This is a genomic window from Yoonia litorea, from assembly GCF_900114675.1.
GTDB lineage: Bacteria > Pseudomonadota > Alphaproteobacteria > Rhodobacterales > Rhodobacteraceae > Yoonia > Yoonia litorea.
Window position 1 is genome coordinate 1,297,748 of record NZ_FOZM01000001.1, and the last position, 13,364, is coordinate 1,311,111.

Genomic DNA, 13,364 nt, shown 5'->3' on the forward strand with positions numbered 1-13,364 from the left:
CCGCAAAACCATGTCCTTCAACTTGCAAGGACGCCACGCAACCCTCTGCAAAAAACAAATGGACCGCCGCAAATGCGACGGTCCTTTCAAGATTTTTCAAACGGCAACCGTATCAGAGGGTGTCACCCGAACACGGTCAGTATTTTTACATTTCGACCAGATCGTCGTCGCTATCGTTCATCGCGCCGCCGGGCAAATCGAAATCAAGCCCATGCGCGGCCCTGATCTTGTCTTCGATTTCCAACGCGACCGAGGGGTTTTCTTTCAGGAACTGCTTGGAGTTTTCACGCCCCTGTCCGATCCGTTCATCCCCGTAAGAGAACCACGCGCCCGATTTCTCGACCACGCCGGCCTTGACGCCGAGGTCGAGGAGTTCGCCCATCTTGGAGATGCCTTCGCCATACATGATGTCGAATTCAACCTGCTTGAACGGTGGCGCCACCTTGTTTTTGACCACTTTGACACGTGTTGCATTGCCCACAACCTCATCACGGTCCTTCAATGCGCCGATGCGGCGGATATCGAGACGTACAGAGGCGTAGAATTTTAGCGCGTTGCCGCCGGTCGTCGTTTCAGGCGAGCCAAACATGACGCCAATCTTCATCCGGATCTGGTTAATGAAGATGACCATACACCCCGAACGGTTGATGGAGCCTGTCAGTTTGCGCATTGCCTGGCTCATCAGTCGGGCATGAACGCCGACAGAGCTGTCACCCATGTCACCTTCAAGCTCTGATTTGGGTGTCAGGGCGGCAACGGAATCCACGATCACCATGCTCACCGCGCCGGAGCGCACGAGTGTATCGACGATTTCCAACGCTTGTTCACCGGTATCGGGTTGCGAAATCAGTAGCTCGTCAAGGTTCACGCCAAGCTTTTTGGCGTAGGCCGGATCAAGCGCGTGTTCGGCGTCGACAAATGCACAAACGCCACCTTTTTTCTGCTCTTCCGCAATCGCGTGCAGCGTCAACGTGGTTTTACCAGAGGACTCAGGGCCGTAAATTTCGATGATGCGGCCCTTGGGCAGGCCGCCAATGCCAAGCGCGATATCCAGCCCCAGCGAGCCGGTCGATGTTGCCTCGATATCGGCCATCTTGTTCTCGCCGCCGAGCTTCATAATCGAGCCCTTACCGAACTGGCGTTCGATCTGCGCAAGCGCGCTTTCCAGCGCCTTTTCCTTGTCTGCCGTTTTCTTGTCTTTCATTTTCAGAAGTTCTGCCGTTGCCATGTATCCTGTCCTTATTTCATGCGACCCAGCGGGCAGCAATCACTGCTTTTGTTCTCATTGTGTTCTCATTCTTAATGAGATCAAAAGAAGAACATTGCAACAAAAATCTTGGCGAAAAGCTTGGATCAATGGTGGTTAAAGAAGTGTTTATTGCCTAGAACGAAGAGGTCGTTTTCAATGGGGTCAGTCTCAAATGCTTGTTTTCTGGAAAGAAAATCTTGTGCTGCTTGCCATCCCCAAGACCGGCTCGACCGCGCTGGAAGGTGCGCTTGCGCCAAGGGCGTCGTTGGTGCTGCGCGATCCGCCGGAGATCAAACATGCGCCATGCTATCGCTACAAGCGATTCCTTAAGCCACTTTTCAAGCAGGTCGGCGACAAAGACCCCGAGCTGATGGCCGTGGTCCGCAATCCGATTGACTGGCTTGGCAGTTGGTATCGCTACCGCACACGCGATGACCTCATCGGACAGCCGAACAGCACCCGTGACGTCAGTTTTGACGATTTCGTGCTGGAATACTGCAAAGGCACGCCTGCGCCGTTCGCCAATGTCGGATCGCAGGCACGGTTCCTTACGATCAACGATGGCGAGATCGGCGCACAACATTTATTCCAATATGAACAATGGCATAAGGTCATCGCCTATCTGGAAAATCGGCTCGATGTGACGATCACTTTGAAAGAGAAAAACGTCTCTCCGAAGATGGACCTGATCCTGTCGCCAGAGGTCGAAGCGAAACTGCGCGAAAAACGCGCAGCCGAATTTCACGTCTGGGAAATGGCGTATCGTTAAGACACGGCGACGTCAGGACAACGTCCGCTTCACCGCGTCCTTCCACCCCGCGTACCGTCTGTCGCGCGTTGCCTCATCCATCTTGGGCTCAAACCGCTGGTCCAAAGCCCAGTTTGCTGCAAACTCTTCCTGATTGGGGTAGACACCCGCCCGCATCCCCGCGAGCCACGCCACGCCGAGGGCTGTTGTTTCCAGCACTGTCGGACGGTCAACAGGTGCTCCGATAATGTCGGAGAGGAATTGCATCGACCAATCCGATGCGCTCATCCCGCCGTCCACGCGCAAAACGCCAGCGTTATCATGGCCTTCCCAGTCGCTCTTCATCGCTTCAAGGAGGTCGCGGGTCTGGAAACCGACGCTTTCTAGAGCCGCTTTTGCAAACTCGGCCGGACCAGAATTGCGTGTCAGCCCGTAAATCGCGCCGCGCGCCTCGGCATCCCAATATGGTGCCCCGAGGCCCGTAAATGCTGGCACAAGATACAGCTCCTGCCCTGCATCGGCGGTTTCGGCCAATGGCTGGGTCTCTTTTGCCTCACGAATGATCTTCAACCCGTCACGTAGCCATTGAACAACAGCACCGGCGATAAAAATGGACCCTTCAAGCGCGTAGGTGGGTTTGCCATCAAACTGATAAGCAATCGTTCCGAGCAGGCGATTCTGGCTTTCGACCAGCTCCGATCCGGTGTTCAGAAGCGCAAAACATCCCGTTCCGTAGGTGGACTTCAGCATCCCCGGCGCAAAACAGGCTTGTCCGATTGTGGCGGCCTGCTGGTCACCCGCAACCCCCAGAATGGGCAGTTCATGGCCGAATAAATCAGCGCGTGTCGTTCCGAAATCTGCTGCACAATCAAGAACTTCCGGCAGCATCTTCATCGGAATGCCGAAACGTTCGCAAATCGTCGTGCTCCAGCGGCCTTTGCTGATGTCGTAAAGCATCGTCCGTGCGGCGTTGGTGGCATCCGTTACGTGGCGTTTACCACCTGTTAGCTTCCAGATGAGATAACTATCGACAGTCCCGAAAAGCAGATCGCCCGCCTCTGCCCGGTCTCGGGCTCCGTCCACCGTATCAAGGATGTATTTGACCTTGGTGCCGGAAAAATAGGGATCGGCCAGCAGGCCGGTCTTCTTCGTAATCGTCGTTTCAAAACCTTCATTGCGCAGCTCTTCGCAGAAAGGTGACGTGCGGCGATCTTGCCAGACGATGGCGTTGTGCACGGCCTCACCCGTGTTCTTGTCCCATACCAGCGTCGTCTCGCGCTGGTTGGTGATGCCGATGGCCGCGACATCCGCGGCTGTGATGCCAGCCTTTTCAATGGCGCCGCGGCACGTCGATGCAACCGAGGCCCAAATATCGGAAGGATCATGTTCGACCCAACCTGACTTGGGAAATTGTTGTGTGAATTCTTCTTGCGCGATGGCTTTCACACGCATTTCACCGTCAAAGACGATCGCGCGGCTGGATGTCGTGCCTTGGTCAATGGCCAGAATGTAGGTCATTTTTCCCCCCGGTTTTTTGTCAGACTACTGCCACAGACAGCAGGCTCAAGCATTCATGTAGGCGTCGAGTGCCGCGATCTGGTCCTTGGTCAGGCGAAGCCCCAGTTTTGAGCGCCGCCAGACAATGTCATCGGCATGACGCGCATATTCCTTGGCCATCAGCCATTTGACTTCTGCTTCGGTGAGCGTCGCACCGAAATCTTGCCCCAAGTCCGCGGCTGTTGCCGCCTCCCCCAATATCTTGCGGGCATCGGTGCCATACCCTTTGATCAGTCGCAGCGCCCAACGGTCGTCAAGGAACGGGTAATCGCGCGCAAGATCGGCAACCAGTTTGTCCCGATCTGCAACAGCAAAATCGCCACCAGGAAGCGGCGCCTTATCTGTCCAAGTGCCGCCACCGCCAACAAGCGGTGTCAGCTTCTTCATCGCGTTCTCGGCAAGCTTGCGGTAGGTGGTGATCTTGCCGCCAAAAATGTTCAGAAGCGGTGCGCCGTTATCGTCCAAAGACAGAACATAGTCGCGCGTCGCGGCCGTCGCAGACTTTGCCCCATCATCATAGAGCGGGCGCACGCCGGAATACGTCCAGACCACATCGTCGCGCGTCACTGGCTTATCGAAGTATTGCGACGCAAATGCACAGAGGTAGTCCTGTTCTTCATCAGTGGCGAACGGCTTTTCCGACAGGTTCTCGTGTTCCTTGTCAGTGGTGCCAATCAGGGTGAAATCCATCTCGTATGGAATTGCGAAAATGATCCGTCCGTCTTCGCCTTGAAAAAAGTAGCTTTTGTCATGGTCAAACAGCTTCTTGGTCACGATGTGGCTGCCACGGACCAAACGCACCCCTTCTGAGGTATTCTGGCGCGCGACCTCCCTCACGACATTCTCAACCCACGGCCCACCGGCATTGACCAGCGCGCGCGCCGTATGGCGTGCCTCGACGCCATCGCTTTCGGTCACGATTTCCCAGTGATCTTCGACGCGTGTGGCGCTAATGACCTTTGTGCGGGTCATGATCTTTGCGCCACGCTCTTCTGCGTCGCGCGCATTCAGCACTACAAGGCGCGAATCCTCCACCCAGCAGTCTGAATATTCGTAGGCGCGCTTGAACTTTTCCTTGATCGGTTTGCCAGCAGGATCAGAGGTCAGATCGACTGTCTTGGTGCCTGGCAGGATCTCGCGTCCGCCGAGATTGTCGTAGAGAAACAATCCAAGCCGGATCAGCCAGGACGGGCGGCGCCCTTTCATCCACGGCATGAAAACAGTCAAAAGCTTGGATGTTGGCGTGTCCCCTTCAAAACGCATGTCGGGATGGTACGGCAGCACAAAACGCATGGGCCAACTGATGTGCGGCATGTTCTTCAACAAAACCTCGCGCTCAACGAGTGCTTTCTTGACCAGCCCAAATTCAAAGAATTCCAGATAGCGCAGACCACCGTGAAAGAGCTTCGTCGAGGCCGAAGACGTCGCAGAGGCCAGATCGTTCATTTCGGCCAGCCCGACCTGAAGCCCCCGACCCTGCGCATCCCGCGCAATGCCTGTGCCATTGATCCCGCCGCCAATGATGAAAATGTCAAAATCCGGTTTCATAAACTGCCCTTGGTTCCCTTTTCCTATCGTTTGAAACAAGTGATTGCCGGCTGCAAGCCAACCACCTTTCAATGTTCGCGCCTTCACCCACGAACATGATACGAAACACGCTTTCGTCAATGCGTCATAGGGCAACAGCTTGCTTTGTGTTCGCTTTATTCATAAAGCGAACATATGGACACATCTCAACGCCATAGCTACCTTCACGATGTCGCAGCGCGCGAAGGAAAGGTCCTTGCAACAAACGCCGCAGAGGCGCTTGGCGTTGCGGTACAGACAATTCGCAGGGATATCCGGCAGCTTTGTGCGGCAGGGCTGTTAGAACGCATCCACGGTGGGGCGGTGCCGCCATCGGGGGTGAGCAATATCGGCTATGGCGACAGGCGTGCGCTCAATCGCGAGGTCAAGTTGCGGATTGCACGACGGGCGGCCAGCCTGATCCCTGACAACGCTTCACTATTTCTTAATATCGGCACGACAACCGAAGCGGTGGCCCATGCCTTACACGGACATCGCAACCTGATGGTCCTGACAAACAACCTCAATGTCGCCAATATTCTTGCCAACAACCCGACCTGCGATGTGGTGGTTGCTGGCGGCAGCTTGCGGCGCGCGGATGGTGGGCTTGTTGGTGACCTTGCTGCAATTGCGATTGACCGCTTCAAGGTTGATTTTGCCATCATCGGGACCTCGGCGATTGACCTGTCCGGGGATATTCTGGACTTCGACCCAGAAGAGGTGCGCGTCAGTCAGGCGGTGATCAAGGCGGCGCGGTCTTGTGTCCTTGTCGCCGACAGCAGCAAGTTCACGCGAAAGGCTCCGGTCAAGATTGCGTCGCTGGCACAGATGCAGCACTTCGTCACTGACCGCATCCTGTCAGAAGCACTGATCAACAAATGTGCTGACTGGAACACCCGCATCCTGCGGGCTTGAGCGACCTATTCAGAGGCTTCGGGTGACCCTTTGAAGCCGGTCGCGACAACAAATTTTTCCGAGCTGTCAGAGCGCGACGCCGGTGGTTTGACGTTCGCGACTTTCTGGAACCGGGATTTGAGGATTTTCTGCAGGTCGCCTTCTGCGCCCCCAGCAAGGACCTTTGCGACAAACGTGCCGCCCTCCTCAAGCACATCGAAGGCAAAATAGACCGCAGCTTCGCAAAGCGCGATAATGCGCAGGTGGTCTGTCTGTTTGTGACCGGACGATGCGGCGGCCATATCGGACATCACCACGTCAGCCGGACCACCAAGCCAGTCACGCACCTTGAGGTCAGCATCATCTTCCAGAAAGTCGAGCTGATGAATTTCGGCCCCTGCGATTGGTTCAACCTCTTGCAGATCGACGCCCAGTACGAAGCCTTGCGCCTTGCCTTTGCGCTCACCCAAGGCATTGACCCGCGTGACCGCCACTTGGCACCACCCGCCGGGGGCACAGCCGAGATCGACAACCCGTGCGCCAGGCACGAGGAAGCGGTATTTGTCGTCCAGCTCAAGGATTTTGTAAGCCGCCCTACCGCGATACCCTTCGGCCTGCGCGCGTTTGACGTATGGATCGTTCAACTGACGCTGAAGCCATTTGGTCGAACTCAGCTTACGCCCACGCGCCGTCTTGACCTTGACCGTCAGATCGCGCTGCCCACGTCCTGAGCTGTTTCTTTTGTTGCCACGTTTTTGCATCCGCGCCGCTTACCCCTAAAACGGTGTGTCTTCCAAGACCCCATCTGCCGACATCTGCGCATAGAGCAGCCCTTCGCGCAGGCCCCGATCCGCAACAGAGAGCCGATCGGTCGGCCACAACCGCATCAGCGCCTGCAAGATCGCGGACCCAGACATGATCAGTGCCTGTCTGTCTTTGCCAATACGCGGGTCCTTGCGGCGACCCTCTGGCCCGAGTGACAGGTAATCGCGGATCACCGTGTCAATCTGGTCAGACGACATGCGCAAACCATCCACTTTTGTGCGGTCATAGCGGCGCAAGCCAAGGTGGCTTGCCGCAACGGTTGTGACGGTGCCACTGGTGCCGATGATCTGGAACCCTTCCCGGGCCTGCGCCGCGGCATAAGGCGCAAATTCTTCAAGGTTTTCTTCAAAAAACCAGCTCATGAGGGCAAATCGGGCAGCGTCATCTTCAACATCTGCAAATTGATCACGCAGTGTTGCCACCCCGAGCGGGACACTGATCCAATCCACGACCCGTGCAGCAGCAAATGGCCCCGGATCGGATTTGAAACCGGCATGCAATCGCATGATCGCCCGGGGACGTTCCCGCTTGGGGACGTGGGTCAGGTCAATCCAGACAAGCTCGGTCGAGCCGCCACCGATATCGACGACCAGCAGCTGTTCTGTGTTGACGCTGACCAGCGGCGCACAGGAGATCACGGCCAGTCGTGCTTCTTCCTCAGGTTTGATGACCTCAAGGTTCAAGCCGGTTTCGCGACGCACTTGCGAAATAAAGTTCTGACCGTTGAGCGCGCGCCGGCAAGCTTCGGTCGCCACAAGGCGCATGCGTTTGACACCATGCCGGTGCAGCTTTTCACGGCAGATGCGCATGGCTGCAATCGTGCGGTTCATCGAGGCACGCGACAGTCTGCCAGTGCTTTCAAGGCCGTGGCCCAATTGCACTGACTTCGAGAAGCTGTCCACAACATGAAACTGACTGCCCTTTGGTTGGGCAATCAACATACGACAGCTATTTGTGCCCAAATCCAAGGCGGCATAAAGCGACGCCGGATCAGGCGGGGTTGGCGCGGGGGTTACAACCGCTTTAGGGAACGCGCCCGCACCTTTGGGACGCTTGGGCGCCATACTTTACGCCCTCCATTTCAAGTTACCTCCAAGCTAAGGCCGCATCGCGATTTGCACAAGAGTTGTGATCGACAGATGCAAATCGCACATTATCGACATGAATATTTTGACAATACCCCCCTCTGCCGCCTTGCGAGGCAATGGTTTAGCTATTGGGCACGGTCGCCAACCGCTTCCGTCATGTCGAAATCCGACATCGTGTGCCGAAAGCGGGTGATAGAAGTTGGCAAGGTTAATGGGGAGAATCAGATGGCAGATGTGACCATCGTTTACTGGCGCGACATGCCCGCACAGGTCATCGTTGGCCGCGGTCGCCGTGGCACCAAGCTGCCCTTGCCGGAACGGTTCGAACAGGCCATTGACCGGGCCGCCATGAAATCCGGGGCTGCTGAGTCCGATGATTATATGGCTGGCTTCCGCAAGGCCGACCCGATCCCAGTCGATGGCACCGATCAGGAAGCCGCTGCGACGACAGTCAGCAGGATCGATACTGAATATGATCAAGAGCGTCTCAAGACGCTGATCGCAAATGATGGTTGGGCGTGAAAGCGCCCGCCCCTTTTTCCAAGCGCCTGTCGGAGGTCGTGATGTCCCTGCTTTCTTTCCGTAAACCCAAGGAAACCGCCGCCCCCGGCGTGAACCCGCAGCTTGAGGCCTTTCTCAAAGATTACTCGATCGAGGTGATGCCGCGCACTGCCGAGAAGGTCGAGAACTTTCGCGATCTGCTGCCAGAAGGCACGCGCGTGTATATCGCACATATCGAAGGCACCCCGATTGAGGACATGGTCGCAACGGCCAAACGTCTTGCTGCGGATGGCTATAAGGTGATGCCGCACTTCCCTGCCAGGATCATCAAGGACGAGGCCACACTGGCCGACTGGATCGCCCGCTATCAGGGCGAAGCCGATGTTGATCAGGCGCTTTTGTTGGCCGGCGGTGTTGCCCAGCCTCATGGCGACTTCCATTCGTCCATGCAGCTTCTGGAAACAGGACTTTTCGGCAAGGCGGGCTTCAAGCGGTTGCATGTGGCGGGCCATCCCGAAGGAAACCGCGACATTGATCCCGATGGAACAGACACCAATGTCGCGGATGCGTTGCGCTGGAAACAAGCGTTCAGTGAAACCTGTGATGCGGAAATGGCATTGGCGACACAGTTTGCATTTGACGCCAAGCCGATCATTGCTTGGGCTGACAGCCTCAAAGAAGCCGGGATCACGTTGCCTATCCATATCGGGATCGCTGGTCCGGCCAAATTGCAGACGCTGATCAAATTCGCGATTGCCTGCGGCGTCGGGCCTTCTCTCAAAGTACTGCAGAAGCGCGCCATGGACGTCAGCAAACTGCTGCTGCCCTACGAGCCGACGGAAGTACTGACCGAACTGGCCGCACACAAGGCCGCTAATCCCGACTTCAACATCACCCATGTGCATTTCTTCCCGCTTGGTGGAATCAAGACCAATGCCAACTGGGCCATCGAAAACGGCGGCAGCTCTGCCGTCCCTGCATCGCAAAGCTAAGGACCTCCCTAATGACACGCACGATTGTCGAATCCAAAACCAAGACTGCCATTATCGGGTTCGACCAGCCCTTTTGCGTGATTGGTGAACGCATCAACCCGACCGGACGCAAGATCCTCGCGGCCGAACTTGAGGCGGGTGACTTTTCGCGCGTCGAAGCTGATGCGATTGCTCAGGTCGCCGCAGGCGCAAACATCCTCGATATCAATTCCGGCGCTGTTTTTTCAAACAAGATGGCCGAAGACCCACGTTATGCCGACAACAACTTTGTCGAGCCGCCATTGATGAAGGAAATGGTCGAGCGTGTGCAGGCCATCACTGACGTCCCGCTTTGTATTGATAGCTCGGTCCCCGGCGCGTTGGAAAACGGTCTGGCGGCGGCTGAGGGGCGGCCTCTGCTGAACTCGGTGACGGGCGAGGAAGAGCGTCTGGAACTCGTGCTGCCACTGGTCAAGAAATACAATGTGCCAGTTGTGGCGATTTCCAATGATGATACCGGCATCAGCGAGGACCCCGACGTGCGCTTTGCGGTAGCAAAGAAGATCGTCGAACGTGCTGCTGACTTTGGCATCCCAGCCCATGATATCGTCGTCGACCCTTTGGTGATGCCAATCGGTGCGATGGGTACAGCCGGACTTCAGGTCTTTACGCTGGTGCGCCGTCTGCGCGAAGAACTCGGCGTCAACACCACTTGCGGTGCGTCCAACATCAGCTTTGGCCTGCCGAACCGTCACGGCATCAACAATGCTTTCCTGCCTATGGCGATGACGGCGGGCATGACCTCGGCCATTATGAACCCAGTTGCGCTGCCCATCGGCCCCAAGAAGATTGCCGAAAAGAAAGCTGAGATCGAAGCTGCTGGCATCATCCTGCCCGCTGACATGGACGATGAGACCTTCGTAACGCTTTTCGGCATGGGCTCCACAAAGCCGAAAGCCGGCAAGGAGATGGAAGCGATCCGCGCGGCCAACTTCCTGACCAACAACGACGACGGCGGGGCGGAATGGATCAGGTTCAACCGCGTCCCACCAAAAGAGGGCGAAGGCCGCGAACGTCGCGGACGCCGCCGCCGGGCGTAACGCCATCGCGATACCGTAGTCGCCAACGCTGAACAAAAAAACGCCGCTCAAAAGAGCGGCGTTTTTCCTTCGGGAGGAACGACGCTTTACCGATAATAAAGCGACTGCCCGTTGTGAAAGATTTGGACCTTTTCGGGCTTTGCCGCCATGCGCACGCTTTTGCCGCGCAGGTCAGCATGAATGCCGGGAAGCTTGCCGATGACGGCATCGTTGTCACCGACCTTGTCAAAGTAGAGCAAGGTCACTTCGCCCAAAGCCTCTGTGATATTCACCTTGCCCTCAAAGGCGTATTCACCGCCGTCTGTTTCGACCATATCCTCAGGACGAATACCGACATTCACCTTCAGGCCCATGTCACCCTCGTTTGTCGGCACCGCCGAACGCACCGTGCCGCCACCGTCGAGCTTTACGGTCGTTTCAGCACCTGTTCCAACAATCTCGCCAGACAGGAGGTTCATGGCAGGAGATCCGATGAACTGTGCGACGAACTCGTTTTCCGGGCGTTCGTAAAGCTCAAGCGGGCTGCCCACCTGCGCGATCCCCTTGTTGGCAAGAACCACGATGCGGCTGGCCAATGTCATCGCCTCAACCTGGTCGTGGGTCACGTAGATCATCGTGCTTTCAGGCATCGATTCCTTGAGCTGTGCAATCTCGATCCGCGTCGCTACACGCAGTGCTGCGTCGAGGTTGGAGAGCGGCTCGTCAAAGAGATAGACTTTCGGATCGCGCACAATGGAACGGCCAATCGCAACCCGCTGACGCTGACCACCTGAGAGCGCCTTCGGCAAACGGTCGAGGTATTGATCAAGCTGCAGGATTTTGGCGGCGCGTTCGACGGCTGCGTCGATTTCGGACTGAGACTTCTTCGCAAGTTTCAGGGCAAATGACATGTTGTCCCGCACTGTCATATGCGGATAGAGCGCGTATGACTGGAACACCATCGCGATGCCACGTTGCGCCGGTGGCACGTCGTTCACCACTGTCCCGTCGATTTCCAGTGTGCCGCCGGAAATCTTTTCCAGACCGGCAATCATCCGCAGCAAAGTCGATTTGCCGCAGCCAGAGGGACCAACAAAAACGATCAATTCGCCCTGTTTGATGTCCAGATTGATGTTTTTGAGAACATCAACTGTGCCCCCGTATGTCTTGGCGACGTCCGTTAATTTCAGATCAGCCATGTCTCACTCCCCTTAGAATTATGTTTTGAGCGCGAGGCATACTTGCCACGGCCCAAAGTGCAGTCTCCCGTCTGCAGATTGATGTGCGCTGCCTAATTCGGCACCGATGATGGTCCAATTGCCGTCAGGCAAATCGAAATCTGATGGTGTCTCGCTGACATTGAAGGCGCAGAAGATCGTCTGCTGCCCTTCAGTGCGAGTGAAGTAGACGACATCGCCGTCCGCTTTCATTCCGTCGTGGCTGCCAACCGCAAGAGCAGGATGGCTATGACGGAACGCAATCGCTTTGCGATAATGATGCAGAAGCGCGCCTGGCTCTTCTTCCTGAAGCGCCGCCGCCATGTGCAGGTGCTCAGACGCGACAGGCAACCATGGTTTTGCGGTTGAGAAGCCGCCATTCTGGTTGCTGGCTTCCCATACCATTGGTGTCCGGCACCCGTCACGGCCCTTGTACTCTGGCCAGAATTCGATGCCGTAAGGGTCCTGTAAGTCCTCGAACGCAACGTCCGCTTCGGGCAGACCCAACTCCTCGCCCTGATAGAGGCACACTGATCCGCGTAGACACATGATCAGCGTGGCGAACATCCGCTGTGCCGCAGGTGGAAGGTTCCAGCGCGTCGCGTGGCGCGTCACATCGTGGTTCGAGAAAGCCCAACAGGCCCATCCTTCGGAGGCAACCTCATCAACCTGCCGCATCACCTCGACGATCCGGGACGCGGTCGGTTGATCTTGTGCCAGAAACTCGAAGGCATAGCACATCTGCATCAGATCATCGCCGGCGGTATACTGGCCCATAATCTCAAGCCCGCGCTGGGCATCGCCCACCTCACCAACAGCGGCGGCACCATAAGGCTCCATGACCGCACGCAATTTGCGCAGAAAATCAAGGTTCTCTGGTTGGTTCTTCGAGTAGATATGTTCCTGGTGGTTATACGGGTTCACTGACGGGGCGATCGTTGCGTTCCGCTTTTCCTTCGGCAAAGGCGGATTGTCCCGAAGCTCTTTGTCGTGAATATAGAAATTGATCGTATCCAGACGGAAACCGTCACATCCGCGGTTCAGCCAGAAACGGGCCACGTCCAGCAGCGCCTCTTGCACCGCAGGTTCGTGGAAGTTCAGATCCGGCTGGGAAACAAGGAAATTGTGCAGGTAGTACTGTTCGCGCCGCGCATCCCACTGCCAGCCTGACCCGCCAAAAATGGAAAGCCAATTATTCGGCGGTGTGCCATCCGGCTTTGGATCAGCCCAAACGTACCAATTGGCCTTGTCGTTATCACGGTTGCTCCGGCTTTCGACGAACCAAGGGTGCTGATCACTGGTATGGCTCAGCACGAGGTCGATCATCACACGAATGCCGAGGCGGTGCGCCGTTTCGACGACGGCATCAAAGTCCGCCAATGACCCGAACATGGGATCGACATCGCAGTAGTCGCTGACGTCGTAGCCAAAGTCTTTCATGGGTGACATGAAGAATGGCGATATCCAGATCGCATCGACACCAAGCGACGCGATGTAAGGCAGACGCTGCACGATCCCCAAGAGATCGCCGACACCATCACCGTTGCTGTCCTGAAAGCTGCGCGGATAGATCTGATAGATCACCGCACCGCGCCACCAGTCCTTGTCGATGGCCATGTCAGGCGTGTTGGCCAGAGCCGTACTCATGTTTTCTTCCTAATCAAGCTCT

At 56.5% G+C, this 13,364-nt stretch carries 12 protein-coding genes; 5 read left to right on the top strand and 7 right to left on the bottom strand.

Annotated elements, in window-relative coordinates:
• Window positions 1-145: 145 nt before the first annotated feature.
• Window positions 146-1,228, bottom strand: coding sequence for a recombinase RecA (recA, locus tag BM316_RS06790; RefSeq protein WP_090205617.1), 1,083 nt, complete (start codon window positions 1,226-1,228; stop codon window positions 146-148).
• Window positions 1,229-1,421: 193 nt separating this feature from the next.
• On the opposite strand from recA, the gene BM316_RS06795 reads away from it, so the two are divergent.
• Complete coding sequence (locus tag BM316_RS06795; protein ID WP_090205620.1) at window positions 1,422-2,018, top strand: sulfotransferase family protein; 597 nt, start codon at window positions 1,422-1,424, stop codon at window positions 2,016-2,018.
• Window positions 2,019-2,030: 12 nt separating this feature from the next.
• On the opposite strand, the gene glpK is transcribed toward BM316_RS06795, so the two are convergent.
• Window positions 2,031-3,515 (bottom strand): glycerol kinase GlpK, encoded by a 1,485-nt coding sequence (gene glpK / locus BM316_RS06800; RefSeq protein ID WP_090205622.1) that lies wholly within the window; start codon window positions 3,513-3,515, stop codon window positions 2,031-2,033.
• A 45-nt stretch (window positions 3,516-3,560) separates the two neighbouring features.
• On the bottom strand, window positions 3,561-5,102 hold the full coding sequence (glpD, locus tag BM316_RS06805) for a glycerol-3-phosphate dehydrogenase (RefSeq protein ID WP_090205625.1): 1,542 nt from the start codon (window positions 5,100-5,102) through the stop codon (window positions 3,561-3,563).
• 174 nt (window positions 5,103-5,276) lie between these two features.
• On the opposite strand from glpD, the gene BM316_RS06810 reads away from it, so the two are divergent.
• Window positions 5,277-6,035: a DeoR/GlpR family DNA-binding transcription regulator gene (locus BM316_RS06810; protein WP_090205628.1), complete on the top strand. Its 759-nt coding sequence runs from the start codon at window positions 5,277-5,279 to the stop codon at window positions 6,033-6,035.
• 5 nt (window positions 6,036-6,040) lie between these two features.
• Here BM316_RS06810 and BM316_RS06815 read toward each other — a convergent pair whose 3' ends face one another.
• Together BM316_RS06815 and BM316_RS06820 are read right to left on the bottom strand one after the other, a co-directional pair.
• Window positions 6,041-6,775: an RlmE family RNA methyltransferase gene (locus BM316_RS06815; RefSeq protein WP_090205631.1), complete on the bottom strand. Its 735-nt coding sequence runs from the start codon at window positions 6,773-6,775 to the stop codon at window positions 6,041-6,043.
• 15 nt (window positions 6,776-6,790) lie between these two features.
• Entirely contained in the window at window positions 6,791-7,903 is a 1,113-nt protein-coding gene (locus BM316_RS06820) for a Ppx/GppA phosphatase family protein (protein ID WP_090205634.1), read from the bottom strand.
• A 249-nt stretch (window positions 7,904-8,152) separates the two neighbouring features.
• Between BM316_RS06820 and BM316_RS06825 the strand changes: the two genes are divergently transcribed.
• From BM316_RS06825 to BM316_RS06835, 3 genes are read left to right on the top strand one after another with little or no spacing between them, the layout of a single operon-like run.
• Entirely contained in the window at window positions 8,153-8,449 is a 297-nt protein-coding gene (locus tag BM316_RS06825) for a virulence factor (RefSeq protein ID WP_090205637.1), read from the top strand.
• A 41-nt stretch (window positions 8,450-8,490) separates the two neighbouring features.
• Window positions 8,491-9,420 (top strand): methylenetetrahydrofolate reductase, encoded by a 930-nt coding sequence (locus BM316_RS06830; RefSeq protein WP_090207663.1) that lies wholly within the window; start codon window positions 8,491-8,493, stop codon window positions 9,418-9,420.
• A gap of 11 nt (window positions 9,421-9,431) precedes the next feature.
• On the top strand, window positions 9,432-10,499 hold the full coding sequence (locus tag BM316_RS06835) for a methyltetrahydrofolate cobalamin methyltransferase (protein ID WP_090205640.1): 1,068 nt from the start codon (window positions 9,432-9,434) through the stop codon (window positions 10,497-10,499).
• 86 nt (window positions 10,500-10,585) lie between these two features.
• Here BM316_RS06835 and BM316_RS06840 read toward each other — a convergent pair whose 3' ends face one another.
• Window positions 10,586-11,677 (bottom strand): ABC transporter ATP-binding protein, encoded by a 1,092-nt coding sequence (locus tag BM316_RS06840; protein ID WP_090205643.1) that lies wholly within the window; start codon window positions 11,675-11,677, stop codon window positions 10,586-10,588.
• An 18-nt stretch (window positions 11,678-11,695) separates the two neighbouring features.
• Window positions 11,696-13,312 (bottom strand): alpha-amylase family glycosyl hydrolase, encoded by a 1,617-nt coding sequence (locus BM316_RS06845; protein ID WP_090207666.1) that lies wholly within the window; start codon window positions 13,310-13,312, stop codon window positions 11,696-11,698.
• Window positions 13,313-13,364 lie beyond the last annotated feature (52 nt).

Excerpts from the sequence above, each read along its gene's own strand:
- recA (WP_090205617.1), bottom strand. The coding sequence starts at position 1,228 with ATGGCAACGGCAGAACTTCTGAAAATGAAAGACAAGAAAACGGCAGAC.
- BM316_RS06795 (WP_090205620.1), top strand. The coding sequence starts at position 1,422 with ATGCTTGTTTTCTGGAAAGAAAATCTTGTGCTGCTTGCCATCCCCAAG.
- glpK (WP_090205622.1), bottom strand. The coding sequence starts at position 3,515 with ATGACCTACATTCTGGCCATTGACCAAGGCACGACATCCAGCCGCGCG.
- glpD (WP_090205625.1), bottom strand. The coding sequence starts at position 5,102 with ATGAAACCGGATTTTGACATTTTCATCATTGGCGGCGGGATCAATGGC.
- BM316_RS06810 (WP_090205628.1), top strand. The coding sequence starts at position 5,277 with ATGGACACATCTCAACGCCATAGCTACCTTCACGATGTCGCAGCGCGC.
- BM316_RS06815 (WP_090205631.1), bottom strand. The coding sequence starts at position 6,775 with ATGCAAAAACGTGGCAACAAAAGAAACAGCTCAGGACGTGGGCAGCGC.
- BM316_RS06820 (WP_090205634.1), bottom strand. The coding sequence starts at position 7,903 with ATGGCGCCCAAGCGTCCCAAAGGTGCGGGCGCGTTCCCTAAAGCGGTT.
- BM316_RS06825 (WP_090205637.1), top strand. The coding sequence starts at position 8,153 with ATGGCAGATGTGACCATCGTTTACTGGCGCGACATGCCCGCACAGGTC.
- BM316_RS06830 (WP_090207663.1), top strand. The coding sequence starts at position 8,491 with ATGTCCCTGCTTTCTTTCCGTAAACCCAAGGAAACCGCCGCCCCCGGC.
- BM316_RS06835 (WP_090205640.1), top strand. The coding sequence starts at position 9,432 with ATGACACGCACGATTGTCGAATCCAAAACCAAGACTGCCATTATCGGG.
- BM316_RS06840 (WP_090205643.1), bottom strand. The coding sequence starts at position 11,677 with ATGGCTGATCTGAAATTAACGGACGTCGCCAAGACATACGGGGGCACA.
- BM316_RS06845 (WP_090207666.1), bottom strand. The coding sequence starts at position 13,312 with ATGGCCATCGACAAGGACTGGTGGCGCGGTGCGGTGATCTATCAGATC.